The organism is Devosia sp., assembly GCF_040509215.1.
In the GTDB taxonomy this organism is placed as follows: domain Bacteria; phylum Pseudomonadota; class Alphaproteobacteria; order Rhizobiales; family Devosiaceae; genus Devosia.
Map to the genome: position 1 here is coordinate 1 of NZ_JBEVLL010000390.1, position 17,379 is coordinate 17,379.

Below are 17,379 nucleotides of genomic sequence, written 5' to 3' on the forward strand. Positions count from 1 at the left end.
GACCTCTCCCCCGAAGGGAGAGGTGAAGAGGCCAGATGCTAGAGCGAACCCTTATCCACCGGCAGCTCCGCCGCCGTCGTCACGAGCCCATCGAAAAGCGCCGCCGCCACCGGATCGGCCCCGGCCTTTTCACGCAGCAAGCGGAAAGTCGTCGCAACAACCCCACCGCGGCCAACCCGCTTCTCGCCAATGATCGCCGCCGGCTTATGAACCCAGCCGCAAACCATCCCAGCGATGACGTTGTTCCCAAACTCCCAAGGCCTGAAGCCCGTGAGCAGGTGATGCGGCACGACATCGGAGAAACTCAGATCAAAGATCGGCCCGCCCGGAATGTCCGCAAACGCCCCTTCGCGCCGAACCCACGAGAACCCGGCAATCCAGTCCCCGCGCCAGATCGTGCCATCGCGTTCGACAAGGCTGATCCCCGGCAGATGCTGATCGAGACTCGGCCTGAACTTCTTGCCATCAGCCACAATCGAGCGATGCGGCAGTTCCCCGTCCGGCATGTCCGTGCGCAGGTTCTTGTTCGTCTCAACGGTCCCATCCGCCAGGATCAGGTAGCGCGCGCCCGCCTTGATGGCTTCGACATCGTCGCCATCGACAGCATGCACCAGCACCACATCGGCCTCGGCAGCCGGTACCACACGGTAGCCGAGGCCGCTGGCATAGCTTGCGAGGGAGGAATCGGCGGCGGCGATGGAGGGTCGCCCGGCCGTATCGCGCTTTGCATAAAGCGCGATCTCGCAAGTGTTGCGCGAGAGGACCGATCCATTGGCCTCCAGCACAAATTCTATGGACAGCACGCGATTGCCGCCGCCCGCAGGCAGGGCAAAACCAATCTTGCCGAGATCAGCCGTCGATACCTTGCCCGTCGACGGCACATCAACCGAACCCGAAACCTCGCCACTCCAGCGCAGCACCGCGCCAGCCGGAATGGAAAGACCACCGGTCCCTATTTTCAGCTCGATATCGAGCGTTTCACCTAAGTATGCCGAGTAACGAGCCGGACGCGGCACGATGACGATGTCAGCATTGATCGTGCCAAACACATCGTGGAACACGCGCGGATTGCGCTCGATATCGAGGAGGCCATTGGCCTCCCAATGCACGTCTGTCAGCTCGGTGATCACATAGCCCATGATCGAAGAGTAGCGGCGCATCTCCTCGATCTCGTAGCGCAGGTTCATGAACTGATACCACTGCACGTTCTCGATAAAGGCATCGAACGAGCCGAAGGTTTTCGCCAGATCGAGCGCACCAAAGCGATCCTCGATGCCATGCGGCAACGCCACGCCATCGCCCCAAAGCGAGCCCGTCTCGAACCAATCCGGCTCCGAACCATCCTCGCGACGCAGCTTCTTGGGATCAGGCAGACCCCACACACCGAATTCCGAAACGATCAGCGGCTCATCGCCCTTCCGTTCCGCATCGCCAAGGCTCGAGAACGTCCAATCGGCACCGGCCGCAAACTGCGCGGTGATGTCGTCCCATTCCTGCCGGCGCTCGGGCACCGAGCGATAATAGTGGTAGTCATTGAGGTCGGTCTTGACGTGGAAGTTGGGGAAACAGGCGGAGTTGTCGACCACCAACCGCGTAGCATCCTCGGCCTTCAGCCAGTCATAGGTGTCCTTCACCCACTGCCGATGCTCGGCATTTTCGAGCATGCGGGTGCCCCAGTCCTCGTTGATAATCGTCCAGGCGATGATCGAGGGATGGTTGCGGTCGCGCTTCAGAATACCCGTCATCGTGTCGCGCATGCGCTGCGCCGACTTCGAGGTAAAATTCGCCACGTTCGGAATTTCGGTCCAGACGAGCAGGCCATAGCGGTCGGCCACATCATAATAGCGCGGGTCCGGCACCTTGATATGGCAACGCAGCGTATTGAGGCCGAGTTCCTTGGCCTTCTTGGCCTGGTCTTCCAGAAATTCAAGCGAGGGCGGCGTATAGATGCCGTCCGGATAATAGTCCTGATCCAGCGCACCGCGCATATAGATCGGCTCGCCATTAAGCAGGATCTTGCCGTCGCGCGTCTCGACCGAGCGGAAGCCAAAACGCTCCTCCACCACGTCGACATCGTCGCCCAGCGACACGGTCAGCGTATAAAGATTAGGCTGATCGATGCCCCAGAGCTTTGGTGCCGTAACCGCCAGTTCCACAGCAACCGAGGCCGCCGCCGTCACCGAACTCTCGGCCACCACATTGCCGCCGGCATCGCGCACGGCCAGCGCCACCGGCAGGCCCGCTGCTGCAGCCGAGAAATCCAGCGCAGCTTTTACAATACCATCGGTGCCGGCAGTGATGACAACCGTTTCCAGCCGCCGCGCATCGCGCGCTTCCAGCGATACCGACTGCCAGAGGCCACCAATCCGGCCGTACCAGGAAATCTTGCCATGCGGCACTTCGCCAAACGGGAAGTCCGGGAAGGCGCGGTGATCGGCCGACGGCATGGTCACGCGCACTTCGACTTCATTGGTCGGGCGCAGCAACTTGCTATCGAGCACGAAGTCGAAAGGCAGGAAGGCGCCTTCATGGCTCCCGAGCCTCTGCCCGTTGAGGAACACTTCGCAATAGTAGCTCACCGCCCCGAAGTGCAGCACCAGTTCCTGTCGGTCCCAGCCTGCCGGCACGGCAAAGCTGCGCTTGTAGACGGCATGGCCAAAGGTATCGACGAGGTCGGAGAATTCGGCCTGCCAGGGCTGGGGCACATGCGCCTCGCGCCAGGGACCATCCTCGTGCTTGAACTGCCAGACACCATCCAGCGACAAGCTCTTGCGCGGCGCGTCGACGGCCTCCGTGGCGACTGCACGACCAAGATTCATAATCTCCACCCTTAAGCGTATTAGTTATATTATTATCACCATATGGTCGAAACGACCCGCTTGGCAAGAGGGTGAAAATGACAGCATCACTGATGTAAAAAGGGTCCGCGCGCGGCTGTAACCAACTCGCTGAAACGCTGACCTCGATGCTAACAGTCTGCTAGCAATTGGCTTACACAGGGGAATCTATCCCCGCACCAGGGAGCTCAGGTGGAAAAGCGCGCGACCATGCACGAAGTGGCCGAACTGGCGGGAGTTTCCCAGGCCACGGTCTCGCTGGTGCTCAATGGCGTTCCCAATGCCCGAGTCTCCAAAGCCACCCGCCGCCGCGTGCAGGAAGCCGCCGAGCAATTGGGCTATCGCCGCGGCAAGGCGCATGCCGTCCCCGCCGGCCGCCAGCGCGTCATCGGTCTCTTCATCGACGAAGTCTCCACAACACCCTTCGCCGCCCAATTCCTCGAAGGCGCCCGTGACGAAGCCGCCCTGCAGGACGTCACCGTCGCCACCTTCTGCACCGGTAACAATCCGGCATTGGAACAAGCCGGCCTCGACATGCTGGTCGCCCAAAATGCCATCGGCGCCATCTACACGGCCCTGATGACCCGCGAAGTCATTGTTCCCAATGCCTTTTCCGCCCTGCCCCTCGTGCTGCTCAACTGCTACGAAAAGCGCCTGCGCCATCCCTCCGCCGTCCCCGGCGACATTGTCGGCGGCTATGCGGCCACCGAAGCGCTCATAAAAGCCGGCCACACCCGCATCGCTCACCTCGCCGGTGAACACCACACCGCCGAGGCCGCCATCGACCGCGAAAAGGGGTTTCGGCAGGCCATGGAGAAGTCAGGCATTGCGGTCGATGAAAGCCTCGTGACCCTCGGCGGCTGGTCCATCCGCGCCGGCCGCGAACGCGCCCTGGCCCTTCTCTCCCGACCCGATCGTCCCACCGCCATCTTCTGCTTCAACGACCGCATGGCCATCGGCTGCTATGAAGCCGCCCGCATCCTGGGCCTCAGCATTCCGCAGGACCTCTCCATCGTCGGCTTCGACAACGAAGACATTGCTGCCAGCATGGACCCGCCGCTATCGACCATGATCCTCCCCCACGACGAAATGGCCCGCTGGGCCGTCGGCCAATTGCTCGACGGTTTTGACGACCTGGACGCCGATGAAGGCATGCAGAAACTCAAGATTGAGTGCGAGCTGGTTGAGAGAAATTCGATAGCGCCACCAGGGACCTAGGCCATATAAAGGCCCCCTCACCCGCCGGCTCCGCCGTCGACCTCTACCCCAAAGGGAGAGGTGGGAGCACACCCAAGTCGCGAAGCGACACCTCTCCCTCTGGGGGAGAGGTCGGCCCAACGGGCCGGGTGAGGGGGCCTTCTGGCAACCTCTAACCTCTTGGTTTATCCACCGAAGCCCGCTCCACCAGTGGGCACTCCAGCTTGGTCAGCGGATACCGGCTATCTACCTCGCCATCGGCCAATTGCTCCGCAATCCACTGTCCCATCGCCCGATGCGGCAACACCGATGTCGTCAATTGCGGATGCAGATGCCGGGCAATTTCCTCGTCGTCATACCCGACCACCGACATATCCCGCGGGATCTCATACCCCGCCTCTTTCAGCGCCTCATAGCAGCCGATCGCCATACGATCATTCTGGCAAAAGATCGCCGTCGGCACCTCGGCCAGGTCGAGGATTTTCCGCGTCGCCTCATATCCGGCACTGGCCGACCAGTCGCCGTTGAACACCAGGTCCGCATCGAACGGAATATCCGCCGTCGCCAGCGCCCGCCGATAGCCCTTCAGCCGATCCTGCGCCGCCTCCATCCAGATTTCGCCCGTAATGGTCGCAATGCGCCTGTGTCCGCGCGTGATCAGATGGTGTGTCGCCCGCTGCCCACCGGCAATTTCGCTCGGCACCACAGCGGGATAAGACTGCCCCGTCGTATAGCAATTGAGCAAAAGCACCGGCACATCGAGATTCCGCAGCGCCAACGGCAACTCCACCTCGCGAGTAAAAATGGTCATGTAGACCAGCGCCGAAACCCCCTGATCGACAAAGGTTTCGATCAGCTCCGCCTCGACTTCGGGATCGTTCCGGCTCTGCGACACGAAGACGAGATCCCCCGCCCCCTGCGCCGCCTGGCTCAAGCCCTCAATAGCCTGCACCGCCTCCGGACTCGTCGCCAACTGATCGACAATAAACCCGATCCGCCCGGCCCGCCTTACCCGCTTGGCCTCCACCGCCACCTTGACCTGCGGCAGCCCATAACCCAGCCGCCGCGCCGTCTCGAGCACCCGCTGCCGCGTCTCGCTCGATAATCTTATCCCCGGGGCATCATTTATGACGAATGATACAGTCGCCTGGGAGCAGCCGGCCTCGCGGGCAATATCGGTCATCGTAACCCGGCGCGAATTCGACCCGTTTTCTTTTCCGGAACGGGCAGACTTCGCCAATGTGCGGGTTGAAGGAGGCATGACACTCAAATTCTGGAATGCCGACAAAGCTAATACACAGTCAGCTAATATTAGCAAGACATGTCGTGCCGTGCTTATAAGCCATTGGCAACATGTACCAAAAGGGGCATGAAAGCGGCCATGCACTTTTAGCGGCTCGGGGACGGCAGCGCTGCCATGACCAAAAAGATCCACCTCGTCTTCAAGACTCATCTCGATATCGGCTTCACCGACCACGCCGCCAAGGTGCGGGCGCAGTACCACAATCAGTTCATCCCCCAGGCCATCGCCACCGGCGAACATTTTTACGCCGAGAATTCTAAGCAGCCAGAATTCATCTGGACCACCGGCGCCTGGCTCATCTGGGATCACCTGAATTCACAGCCGTCAGAACACGTTAAGCGACTTGAACGCGCCATCGAGCGTGGCCTCATCACCTGGCACGCGCTACCCTTCACCACCCATACCGAGCTCATGACTCCCGCACTCTTCCGCGCTGGGCTCTCTTTCTCGCAAGAACTCGATCAGCGCTTCGGCCGACAGACCTCGGCGGCCAAGATGACCGACGTCCCCGGCCATACGCTGGGCATGGTGCCGCTCCTCGCCGAAGCAGGCGTCAATTTCCTGCATCTGGGCGTCAACACCGCGAGCCCCGTCCCCGACGTGCCGCCGATCTTCCGCTGGCGCGCTCCGCAGGGCGAGGACATTGTCGTTATGTATCAAGCCTCCTACGGCGCCACCGACTTTCCCGCCGGCCCAGAGATCGGCCTCAGCTTCGCGCACACCAACGACAATATCGGCCCGCAAAGCGTCGGCCAAACCGTCGAAGCGCTCCGCCACATCCGCAACGAAAACCCCGATGCCACTGTGATAGCCTCGACACTCGACGCCTTCGGTGCCGAAATGTGGAATCGCCGCGAAGAGTTTCCGGTCGTCACCGACGAAATCGGCGATAGCTGGATCCACGGCACCGCCACCGACCCGCAAAAGCTCGCCCGTTTTCGCGCCCTCCAGCGCCTCTATGACGGCTGGGAACCCACCGAATCCCGCCGCGCCTTCGCCCGAGGTCTGACCCAAGTCGCCGAACACACCTGGGGCGTCGACATCAAAACCTATCTCCGCGACGACAAAGCCTGGGACCGCGTCGACTTCGACAAGGCCCGCAAGAGCGACTACCGCTTCGCCTATTCCGAACAATCCTGGGCCGAGCAGCGCGCCTATATCGACACGGCACTCGCCGAACTCGACACCGCCGACCGCCAGGCCGCCGATCGCGTACTCAGCGAGACAACGGTCACACCAGCCGCCGAACCCACCGCCACTGCGGCAAGCCTGAGTGACGGCGGTTGGACCGCCGAGCTTGAAGCCACCACAGGCGGCATAGCCGCCCTCACCGCCCCCAGTGGCACACGCATCGCCGGCAAGGACGGCGTGCTCTTCGGCTATACCCACGAAGGCTACGACTGGACCGAGCTGCAAAAGCATCTCGATTCCTATCTGCAACACCGTCTGGAATGGGCCATTCTCGACCACGACAAGCCCGGCCTCGACAAGGCAAAGACCGCACGGACTGCCGCCATTGCTCCCGTCTCACACGGCATCTTTGGCGCAACCAGCGTCGCGATGCTGCCTGCAGACGCCAATGCCGAGATCGGCGCCCCCGCCCGCTGCGACATAACCCTGCGTGGCCTCAGCGACCACCAGGTTGAAGTGACCCTGACCCTGCGCGACAAGCCTGCCAACCGCATGCCCGAAGCCGGCTTCTTCCGCTGTACTCCAGAAGGCGGCGATGCCTGGCGGTTGCAAAAACTCGGCCTGTGGCGTGACAGCAGAGCGATTGCCCGCAAGGGCGGCGGCCAATTGCAGGCGGTCGAAGCTGTCGAAACCACTGCCGACGGACAGGTACTGAACTTGGCTCTGCTCGACGCCGCGCTGGTGGCGCCCGCCACCTCGCCCTTCATGCCGTTCCAGCCCGAACGCCCCGATTTCTCCGGCGGGGTGCGCGTCAATCTCTACAACAACAAATGGGGCACCAATTTCCCCATGTGGTGGGAAGGCGACGCTAAGTTCCGCTTCGTGCTGACGCTTCAGTAGCCGTCCGCTGCAACCAAACACTCGATTGTCACCCCGGCCTTGAGCCGGGGCCCATCCCGAAATCTCAAGATGGGTCCCGGCCTACGCCGGGATGACAGCCGGTGGTTTTAGTGGCGTGGCGCGGTTACCCCGCCACACCATCCTCAATCGGGATCAGATCGGCCAGGCCACGATCTTCCAGCAGCCCCTTCACATCGGGATCGCGACCGCGGAAAAGCCGATAGGCTTCCGCATAGTCACGCGAACCGCCGGCCGAATAGACATACTTGTAAAGCCGATCCGCGGTTGCCTTGTCGAAGGGATCGCCCGCTTCCTCGAAGGCGCCATAGCCATCGGCGTCGAGCACTTCCGACCACAGATAGCTGTAGTAGCCGGACGCATAGCCATCGCCCGAGAAGAGATGCAGGAAATGCGTGCTGGCATGACGCAGCGCGATTTCCTCAGGCATGCCGATATCGTCGAGCGTCTTGCGCTCCAGCGCCGGAATGTCCTCATTCTCGCTGATTGCAGCCGAGTGGTAGTCCATGTCGAGGATTGCTGAAGACACGAACTCGACCGTCTCAAAACCCTTATTGGCCTTGCCCGCCGCCGTCATCCTGTCGAGCAGCGCCTGCGGTACCGGCTCCCCGGTGCGATAGTGCACGAGGCGCGCCAGCACCGGCTTTGACTCCAGCCAATGCTCATAAAGCTGCGATGGCAATTCCACAAAGTCCCGTACGACGCTGGTGCCGGCAATGCGCGGATAGGTCACGTTCGAGAGCAGCCCATGCAGCCCATGGCCAAACTCGTGAAAGACCGTCCGCGCCTCATCGAGCGACAGCAAAGCCGGCTGCCCCTCGGGCGGTTTCAGATAATTGCAGGTGTTGACGACCAGCGGGATCACCGTACCATCAAGCTTGGCCTGCTTGCGAAACGAAGTCATCCAGGCGCCGCTACGCTTGCCGGCGCGGGCAAAATAATCGCCATAGAAAATGCCGATGGTCTTGCCTTCGCGCTGCACTTCCCAGACGCGCACATCGGGATGATATCCCTCGATATCCTCGCGAGCGACAAAGCTCACGCCGAAGAGTTTTTCGGCGACATGGAAAGCGGCTTCCACAACCCTCCAGAGTTCGAGGTAGGGCTTGATTTCATTCTCGTCGAAATCATAGCGGGCAAGCCGCAGCTTCTCGGCATAGTAGCGCCAATCCCAGGCGGCGAGCTTGAAATTGCCGCCCTCCTCGTCGATCAGCTCTTGCAGCGCCACCCGGTCGTCCAGCGCCCGCTGACGGCCCGGTTTCCACACCTGTTCGAGGAGGCCCCGCGCCGCCTTGGGCGTGCCGGCCATGCTGTCTGCGAGCTTGTATTGGGCGTAGCTCTCATAGCCGAGGAGCTTCGCCTGCTCGCCGCGCAGCCGCAGGATTTCGCCGATAATGGCGTGATTGTCGCTCGCATTGCCATTGGCGCCGCGCTTCACAAATCCGCGCCAGATCTTCTCGCGCACCGCGCGATCCCGAGCGAAATGCAGCACCGGTTCGACGCTTGAGCGAGACGTGGTCACGGCATAGGGCGCATTGAGCTTGCGGTCCCGCGCCATCTCGGCCGCCGCCGCCCGCGCAAAATCGGGTAGTCCATCGACCTCGGCCTCGCTCAGAGCAAAAACCGTGTTCTGCTCATCGGCCAGCACATTCTGCCCGAATTCCGTGCCAAGCACGGCAAGCCGCTCGACGATCCCGGCAAAGCGCTCCCGATCGGCCAGCGACAGTTTCGCCCCTGAGCGGACGAAGTCGAGATGGTAGCGCTCCAGAACCCGCAGCGCCTCGGCATCGAGTCCAAGCTTCGCGCGCTTCTGATAGAGCGCATCGATCCGCGCAAAGAGCGCTGGATTGAGGAAAATCGCATTCCAATGCCGGGCAACGATCGGCGCCAGATCGCGCTCGATGCCCTGCAAGGTCTCATTGGTATTGGCGGAGCCAAGCTGCGAGAAAACCAGATCAACCCGATCAAGCTGCGCCCCGCTGCGTTCGAGCGCAGCAATCGTGTTGTCAAAACTCGGCGCGCTGGCATCGCCGACAATGGCTGCAATCTCGGCCTCATGCGCCTTCAGCGCCGCCTCATAGGCCGGCTTGAAATGCTCGGTCTTGATCTCGGCAAAAGGCGGCACGCCAAACGGCGTCGCCCACTCTTCGAAAAATGGATTGGTCATACCAAGGACTCTCCTTTTGAGGAGAGAATGGGATCGCAGGCGAAAAGGGACAAGTGCACTTGTCCCTTTTGCCGCAAATACTTCGCTGACCTATTCGACGGTCACCGACTTGGCGAGATTGCGCGGCTGGTCCACGTCGGCGCCCAGATGTGCGGCGGTGTGATAGGCAAGGAGTTGAACCGCAATCGCCGTAACGATCGGCGCCACAAACGGATGCACCTGTGGCAGGACGATGCATTGGCTTGCCATGGTCCCGTGGGTCTTGGCACCCTCGGGGTCAGTAATCAGCACGATCCGCCCGCCGCGTGCTGCAACCTCCTGCATGTTGGAAACGGTCTTTTCCGAAAGCTCGTCGGAGGGCGCGATAACGATGACCGGAATGGTCTCGTCCACCAGTGCAATGGGGCCGTGTTTGAGTTCCCCGGCCGCATAGCCCTCTGCATGGATATAGGAGATTTCCTTGAGTTTTAACGCCCCTTCGAGCGCGATCGGGTAAAGCGATCCCCGCCCAAGGAACAGCGCGTCGCTGGCCTTGCTGATGCCCCTCGCCACTTCGGCGATCTGGTCCTCCACCAGCAGCGCACTGGCAATAGCGCCAGGCAACGCTTCCAGCGCCGTCACCAGTTCCTCCACCGCGCCCTCGTTCAATACCCCACGCGACTGGCCTGCGACCACCGACAGGCAGGCCAGCGTCGCGAGTTGCGTCGTGAATGCCTTGGTGGACGCCACGCCAATTTCCGGCCCGCAGCGCAACGGAAACACCGACTTGGATTCGCGGGCAATGGTCGATTCTTCGACATTGACCACACTCGCAATGTGCTGGCCATTGGCCGCGCAATAGCGCAGTGCCGCCAGCGTATCGGCTGTTTCTCCCGATTGAGAAATGAACAGCGCCAGGCCCTCAGGCGCCAGCGGCGGCTGCCGATAGCGGAATTCGGAACCCACATCGATATCGACCGGCAGGCGCGCATAGCGCTCGAACCAGTATTTGCCGACCACACCAGCGAGATAAGCCGTACCGCATGCCGAAACCGTCATCCGCGACAGATCGGCGAAATCGAACGAGAGCGGGTCCTGCACGGCCAGCGTGCGCGCACTACGATCGACAAACCGGCCGATAACGCGGGAAACAGCGTCCGGCTGCTCGTGGATTTCCTTGAGCATGAAGTGACGATATTGCCCCTTCTCGACAATATTGGACGAGGCATTGGTCTGGTGCACGACGCGATTGACGTTCGAGCCCTCCCGGCTGCGGATCGCCGCCTTGCCCGGCGTCACCACCGCCCAGTCGCCTTCTTCGAGATAGGTCACCTTGTCGGTAAAGAGCGACAGCGCCAGCGCGTCGGAGCCAAGGAACATCTCGTTGGCGCCATAGCCCACCGCCAGCGGCGAACCCTGCCGCGCTGCCACCAGCATTTGCTCTTCGCCATGAAAGAGGAACACCAGCGCAAAGGCGCCCTGAAGTTTTGACACAGTCGCCTGCACCGCAGCCACGGGCGACAGACCCAGATCCATCCAGCGCGTCGCCATCATGGCCACGACTTCGCTATCAGTCTGCGTCGCCGGCAGATAGCCATCGGCGGCCAGCTCAACCAGCAGCGAGCGATAGTTCTCGATGATCCCGTTATGCACCACCGCGACACGCGGCGTCGCGTGCGGGTGGGCGTTGAGCTCGGTCGGCGCGCCATGCGTCGCCCAGCGCGTGTGACCGATGCCGATCGTGCCGGCCAGCGGATCAAGGGACAGCTTGTTGGCAAGGTTGACGAGCTTGCCGGGCGCGCGTCGGCGCTGGATTTCGCCGTGGTCGAGCGTCGCGATACCAGCGCTGTCATAACCCCGATATTCGAGCTGCGCCAAGGCGCTGACGAGGCGATCCGCCACCGGTTCGTGACCGACGATTCCAACAATTCCGCACATCTTTCTCTCCTGGGAGATGAGTCTGTGCTCAGGCTAGGCGGGGTCGTCTACCGCGGCATTGATGGCAGTCAATGCCAGAAACACAAATGCCCGGCGTGGGGGTTGCCGGGCATCTGCGCGATGACGTGGGGGCGTCATCGAAAGGGGGTCACAGGATAAAGTCGCCAACCCCCAATTGCATGAGACCGGTCAGTTCGACGTGGAAATCGGCGATGCGATCGCCATTGATGTCACCCATCACGATGGTCTTGTCGTTCGCCGTGCCGGCCGCGTCCTGAACGCTCCAGTTCAGCTGCCCCCGAACGCCGGTAAACGCTGCCCCCTGGATCGCAAGGAACGTGAAGGCCTGATTGCCCGTAAGCTGGGTGTTGGCGTCGATGGCGGAGAAGTCGAACTTGTCCTGGCCGGGCGTGAAGTCGGTAATGACATCGCGCGTCGTCGTGGTGCTCCCCATTTCCGAAGTCGCCGTGAAGATGAAGGTGTCGTTGTCGGCGCCCCCCGTCATCACGTCGCGCCCTGCGCCACCTGTCAGCCGGTCCGCTCCCGCGCCGCCGATCAGCGTATCGGCGCCGCCCATGCCCAGCAGGATGTCATTGCCGGCCCCGCCATCGAGCACATTGGCCGCCGACGAACCGGTGATGGTATCGGCACCCGAACCGCCTGTGGCGTTTTCGATGGTGGCGAGCGTGTCGCTGCCGGTCTGGCTGCTCGAGGCTGTGCCATTGGTCAGGTTCACCGTCGCCGCGGCCGTGGTTCCGGAAAGATCATAACGATCAGTACCGGCACCGCCGGTATAGCGGTCATTGCCATCACTGAGCGTGGCGAAGAACATGTCATTGCCGTCCCCGCCATTGGCCGTGTCATTGCCCTCATCGCCATAGATGAGATCGTCGCCCGCTCCGCCCGAAATGGTGTCGCCACCAGCTAGGCCCCGATAGGTGTCGCCCGTGGCGCGGGCCGCAAGATTATCGACGCCGGCCGTACCCATTATCGTATTGGACGCCAGCAGATCCATGGCCGCGGTGCCCTGCGCCAGCTTCGTGCCATTCGTGGCGGTATAGCTGAAGGTAACGCCGGTATCGTTGTTGGCGGGCGGCGTATAGGTCCATTGCCCGTTGCCAAGCGCCGCGAGCGTGCCGATGGATGCGGTGAGCGAATTGATCGTCACCGTGCCGGTGATCCCACCACCAACAAGCTCGGCCGTCGTGATCGTGCGCGCGGTATTGGCCGCGAGCGGCGTAAGCGTTGTACTGGCAAGCACATCGACCACCTGGGTCGTGGGCGCCGAGAAAATTGTCTCGGTTGTGGCGCTGCCGTCGCGATAAGAAACGGCGACACGCACCAATTGGTCTGCGTCTGCCTGCACGAGGCGATAGGTCGCCGCCGTTGCCCCGGCAATGTTGGTAAAGACCGAGCCACTGCCGCGCTGCCACTGATAGGTGAAGGTACCGAGCCCATCGGGATCGGCGATCAGCGTCGTGCCTGCACTGAGAAGCACATTCTCGACCGCCGCTCCGGCAACCGTCGGCGCCCCCGTCGGCGCTTCGTTGACATTGACCACGGTGAGAACAAGCGCCTTGGAGAAGCTCAGCGCCCCATCGGTCGCGGTCAAGGTCATGGCGATGGTTGCGCCAGCCTCGAAATTGACCACCTGTCCCGCCTTGAGATAGAGCGCGCCGGTCGCGCTATCGATCTCAAAACGCGCGTCCGAGACCGTCACAACATTCATGCGCAGCAACGGGCTGGCATCGGGATCAATGACGGTCAGATCGGCGATCTTGGTCCGCACCGCCGTATTCTCCGGCAGTGCCACCTGGTTTGAGGCGACGATATCGGTGGCAGCTCGATTTGTCGCCACCTGCCGCAACGCCACTGTATGGCTGCCGATGGCGCCGAGATCGAGCGTGAGAATATCGCCCGTCTGTCCGACAATGGTCGCGCCGGTCGCCTGATAGGTCAGGCCTGCGGCCTGCTTGAGGTCCACCGTGACCCGCCCTTCCCCGACAATGGTGAAGTCGAGATTGGTGCCATCGCCGGTCAGTGAAACGAGTTGAGCGCGCGAGCCGATCGAGGTGATGTGAGTGACGTCGTCGACACTGGTGCCCAACTGGACGGTGAATGTGCCACCGTCTGCGTCGAGGAACACAGAGTCGGCGTCATATGCGTACCAGTTGGCGACCGACTTGATCGTCTTGCCGCCAAGATCATCGAGATTGAGCGCGAACGTGCCCAGTTGCCCCTGTGTCGGGGTAGCGCGCATGGTGATCACGTCACCGGCAACACTGAACCCGAAATCGGCCCGTTCGAACGCCTTGATGCGCGCCGCCAGATCCGCCAGCGTCACAAATTCAGTGCCCGCGGCATAGGCTGCGGCAATGAAATTGGTGAACATCGCGGCCGTATAGGGCGAGGTCTGCCCCGCATCGAGCGACCAGGTGGTCACCCCATAATCGTGCCATGGCCAGACGACGATCGGCATGTCGGAATTGGCCGTGAGCTCAACCCATTCGGCCGCCCACTTGGCCTGCGCCTGCTCGACGGTTAGCCCGAGCCACCCCATGAGGGTAAAGTCGAATGACATGTTGGGCGCAATATAGACCTGCCCCTCGGCGCCCGGCGCCAGGTAGCCGATGGCGCCGGGATAGCCGGCGCCGAGCATGGACGCCCCGCCCGACAGATAGTCGTAATACTGGATGATCTGCTGAGCGGGCAGCATTTGCTCGGGCATGCCGGGCACAGCCGCTCCGCCAACGGAATAGCCAAGATTGGCCTCCAGCACCGCCCGCGCCGTCGCAAACTGGAAGGTATAGGTGGCTTCGAGGAAGGCCTTGGAGGTCGCGTCGAGCGTCGAGGGATTTGGCGCGGCAAGGACCTGCGCGATCTTGGCATTGACCTGCGCCAGCGTCATCGACGCCAATGCCTGCCCAATCACACCCGGTCCACCCGCGAGCGCCGCATATTGTCCGATACGCTGATCGAGCAGCGCCTGCGTCATCACATTGGGCAGCAGCAGGTTGGTGTCTTCCGGGTGCGTATAGGAATGCGAGCCGATCTCGTTCCCCATGGCGCGCATTTGTTGATAATACTGCCCGGAGATCAGCCAATTGGTCTCCTGATCGGGCGGATTGAAGCCGACATTGACGTAGTAAGAACCGACGAAATTGTAGTCGGTCTTCCACTGCTGCAGGAATGGCAGCATGGCGTCGTAAATGCCGGCATCGACATCTGCCGTCTCCTGGCTCTGGTCCATGTCGTTGCGCGAGGCAAAGAGCGATGTGTTCCGCGTCATGTTGAGCGACACGGTCGGCCCGCCCGTCTCTTCATTGACCCAGTCGATAGCCTGACCCAAAAGATTCAGATCGCCGATGAGAGCATCGCTCGAGAAGTGGACATTGCGCCCGCCGGTAACCGTGCCCAGCACCGCGCCGTGCGTTGTGCCGTTGACCACCTGTTCGGCAATCACCGTGACCGATCCGGCATTGGGATTGGCGGCGGAAAAATACGAGGTGGCAGCACCGGTATAGGTATGGATCGCCCCATTGGGTCCATAGCCCTCGGTTATGGCGTGACCTGTGGGGGTCGCTTCGATATTGACCGTTACCCCGCTCTCCCCGCCCGTACGATTGAGCCCGAACAGCGTCTGCATGCGTTCGTAGGCATTGTTGGGCAGGCTGGCATTGGCGGCATCATTGGTCATGAAGTCGCCGGCCGCGATCAGCGACACGTCGTACTGATAGACGAGCTTGGTCAGCACATCGTAGATGGCGGTGTAATTGGCCGGCACGTTGCGGAACGATGGGAAAACGATCGCGTCGTAATTGACCATCTTGGAGAGGTTGGCCAGATCCGCTTCGGACACGAGGTCGAATGGGATACCCGCCGCCATGGCCTGGCTTTGCGCCGCCATGACCAGTTGGGAATAGGCCATCTGGCTGAAATAATTGTTCGCCGTGGTCTGGGAGAAGACGATGGCGATCTTGTTGCCCGTGTCGGTCACCGGCGGCAGAGACGCAGGATCGTAGACCGTGTAGGCCGGCGAGAGATAATTGGCCGGCAGGAAAACGCTGTCATTGACGTCGGCAAGAATGCTGACCGAGGTGACCGCAGCGCCAATCAGGGTCTTGGGCACGGCAAATTCAATGGTCTTCCCATCCGGCCCAAGCTTGTAGTCGATGGTCCCCACCAGGGTTTGACCCGCCGTACCGCTATAGAGACGCGCAACGCCGTCCGAACCGATATTGACGTTGAACTCGGCGCCGCCGGCATAGCCAAAGACCTGCGTGCCGGTGGCAGCATTGCCGTCGGTATTGAGCCAGAAGGTCGTATTTGGCCCGATGGCCACCGCGCTCTTGAAGCCGAAGGTGAACTGGCCATCGCTATACTGGCCGTAGAATTCGTAGCCATCGACCGTCGTCACCGGTGTTTCGAGCCGCTGGTTGGCTGTCCATTCGGTCAGCACACCATCGAACTGGCTGACCGGGATCGAGGCAGGATCGACCAGCGTATAGCCGCCATTGGCATAGGTCGTCGGCAGGAACACCGCGTTGTTCACGTCAGCCAAAAGGGTGATCGCCGTGACGGACGCGCCGATCAGGCTGCGGGGGACGGCAAATTCCATGCTCATGCCATCCGGGGCAATCTTGTGATCGATCTGGCCGACAAGGGTTTGGCCATCGGCGCCGCTATAGAGCCGGGCGACACCATCGGCTCCGATATTGACGTTGAATTCCGCCCCACCGGCAAAACCGAAGATTTGGTGGCCCGTAGCGACATTGGCGTCCGTGTTGAGCCAGAAGGTCGTGCTCTGCCCAATCGCAACGGCACTCTTCAAAGCAAAAACGAACTTGTCCTGGCTGACCGTGCCATAGAGCTCGTAGCCGGCAACCACGCCGGCCCCGCTATCGAGCCGTTGCGCCGCCGTCCATTCGGTGAGCAAGCCATCATAGGGCCCGGGCGGCACGACGACCGGCGTCGTCAGCACATAGCCCCCGCTTGAATAGCTGGGCGGCAGGAAGACCGAATTGTTGATATCGGCCAGCACCACGACGCTCGTGACCGTCGGCCCGAGGAGGGCCTTGGGCACAGCAAATTCCATGCTGAGCCCACCGGCCGCGATCTTGTACTCGATCGTGCCGACCAGCGTCTGCCCCTCGGCGCCGCTATAAAGCCTGGCAACGCCATCGGCCCCGATATTGACATTGAACTCGGCCCCGCCGGCAAAGCCCCAGATCTTGTACCCGGTCGCTGTATTGTTGTCGGTGTCGAGCCAGAACGTGGTGTTGGGCCCGATCGGCACGGCACTCTTGAGCCCAAAGACAAAGCTGTCGTCGGCCACCTTGCCGTAAAGCTCATAGCCCGCCACCGTCTTGCCAGGCACATTGTCGAGGCGCTGGTCGACGGTCCATTCGGTGAGCAGACCATCATAGACGCTCGGAACCGGCGTGGTGATCGTATAGGCCGCCTGGGTATAGTCAGCCGGCAGGAAGACCTGATTGTTGATATCGGCCATGATGCCGACGCTGGACACACTGGCGCCCAGCAGGCTCTTCGGCAGGGCGATTTCCAGCACCTTGCGATCGGCACTCAGCGAGTAGGAGAGATCGCCAACCAGCGTCTGTCCGTCAGCGCCGGTATAAAGCCGCGGCACCCCATTGGCGCCAAAGTTGACGTTGAACTCGGCCCCCGCGGCAAAGCCCCAGACCTTGTAGCCGGTATTGATATTGGCATCGGTATTGAGCCAGAGCGTCGAATTTGCGCCAATCGCCTGCGCCGAACTGAGGGCGAAGTAGAAAACGTCCCCTTCCAGCCGACCATAAAGGGCATAGCCGGCAATGGCGGTAGCGGCGGTTTCCAGCCGGTCACCTGCCGTCCAGTCAAGAAGTGCTCCGTCGAGGACAATGGTCATGGTG

The 17,379-nt window shown here is 61.7% G+C and carries 7 protein-coding genes; 2 read left to right on the forward strand and 5 right to left on the reverse strand.

The features are described from left to right. Positions 1-38: 38 nt before the first annotated feature. Positions 39-2,819: a glycoside hydrolase family 2 protein gene (locus tag ABW043_RS21805; RefSeq protein WP_353923297.1), complete on the reverse strand. Its 2,781-nt coding sequence runs from the start codon at positions 2,817-2,819 to the stop codon at positions 39-41. A 210-nt stretch (positions 2,820-3,029) separates the two neighbouring features. On the opposite strand from ABW043_RS21805, the gene ABW043_RS21810 reads away from it, so the two are divergent. Continuing rightward, positions 3,030-4,055 carry a LacI family DNA-binding transcriptional regulator gene (locus tag ABW043_RS21810; protein ID WP_353923298.1) on the forward strand — a complete coding sequence of 342 codons (1,026 nt, stop codon included), beginning with the start codon at positions 3,030-3,032 and terminating at the stop codon, positions 4,053-4,055. A 151-nt stretch (positions 4,056-4,206) separates the two neighbouring features. Here the strand turns inward: ABW043_RS21810 and ABW043_RS21815 are convergent, their stop codons facing one another. Further along, positions 4,207-5,217: a LacI family DNA-binding transcriptional regulator gene (locus ABW043_RS21815; RefSeq protein ID WP_353923312.1), complete on the reverse strand. Its 1,011-nt coding sequence runs from the start codon at positions 5,215-5,217 to the stop codon at positions 4,207-4,209. 234 nt (positions 5,218-5,451) lie between these two features. Here ABW043_RS21815 and ABW043_RS21820 point away from each other — a divergent pair, with 234 nt between their 5' ends. Beyond that, complete coding sequence (locus tag ABW043_RS21820) at positions 5,452-7,368, forward strand: DUF5054 domain-containing protein (RefSeq protein ID WP_353923299.1); 1,917 nt, start codon at positions 5,452-5,454, stop codon at positions 7,366-7,368. 124 nt (positions 7,369-7,492) lie between these two features. Here ABW043_RS21820 and ABW043_RS21825 read toward each other — a convergent pair whose 3' ends face one another. The 3 genes from ABW043_RS21825 to ABW043_RS21835 form a co-directional block, all read right to left on the reverse strand. Further along, positions 7,493-9,553: a M3 family metallopeptidase gene (locus ABW043_RS21825; RefSeq protein WP_353923300.1), complete on the reverse strand. Its 2,061-nt coding sequence runs from the start codon at positions 9,551-9,553 to the stop codon at positions 7,493-7,495. A gap of 90 nt (positions 9,554-9,643) precedes the next feature. Then, positions 9,644-11,470 (reverse strand): glutamine--fructose-6-phosphate transaminase (isomerizing), encoded by a 1,827-nt coding sequence (glmS, locus tag ABW043_RS21830; protein WP_353923301.1) that lies wholly within the window; start codon positions 11,468-11,470, stop codon positions 9,644-9,646. A gap of 148 nt (positions 11,471-11,618) precedes the next feature. Next, entirely contained in the window at positions 11,619-17,375 is a 5,757-nt protein-coding gene (locus ABW043_RS21835; protein ID WP_353923302.1) for a M10 family metallopeptidase C-terminal domain-containing protein, read from the reverse strand. Between the last annotated feature and the right edge of the window lie 4 nt (positions 17,376-17,379).

Bases quoted from the DNA above. Each gene is read 5' to 3' on its own strand.
- ABW043_RS21835 (WP_353923302.1), bottom strand. From the start codon at position 17,375: ATGACCATTGTCCTCGACGGAGCACTTCTTGACTGGACGGCAGGTGAC.
- ABW043_RS21805 (WP_353923297.1), bottom strand. From the start codon at position 2,819: ATGAATCTTGGTCGTGCAGTCGCCACGGAGGCCGTCGACGCGCCGCGC.
- ABW043_RS21815 (WP_353923312.1), bottom strand. From the start codon at position 5,217: ATGACCGATATTGCCCGCGAGGCCGGCTGCTCCCAGGCGACTGTATCA.
- glmS (WP_353923301.1), bottom strand. From the start codon at position 11,470: ATGTGCGGAATTGTTGGAATCGTCGGTCACGAACCGGTGGCGGATCGC.
- ABW043_RS21820 (WP_353923299.1), top strand. From the start codon at position 5,452: ATGACCAAAAAGATCCACCTCGTCTTCAAGACTCATCTCGATATCGGC.
- ABW043_RS21825 (WP_353923300.1), bottom strand. From the start codon at position 9,553: ATGACCAATCCATTTTTCGAAGAGTGGGCGACGCCGTTTGGCGTGCCG.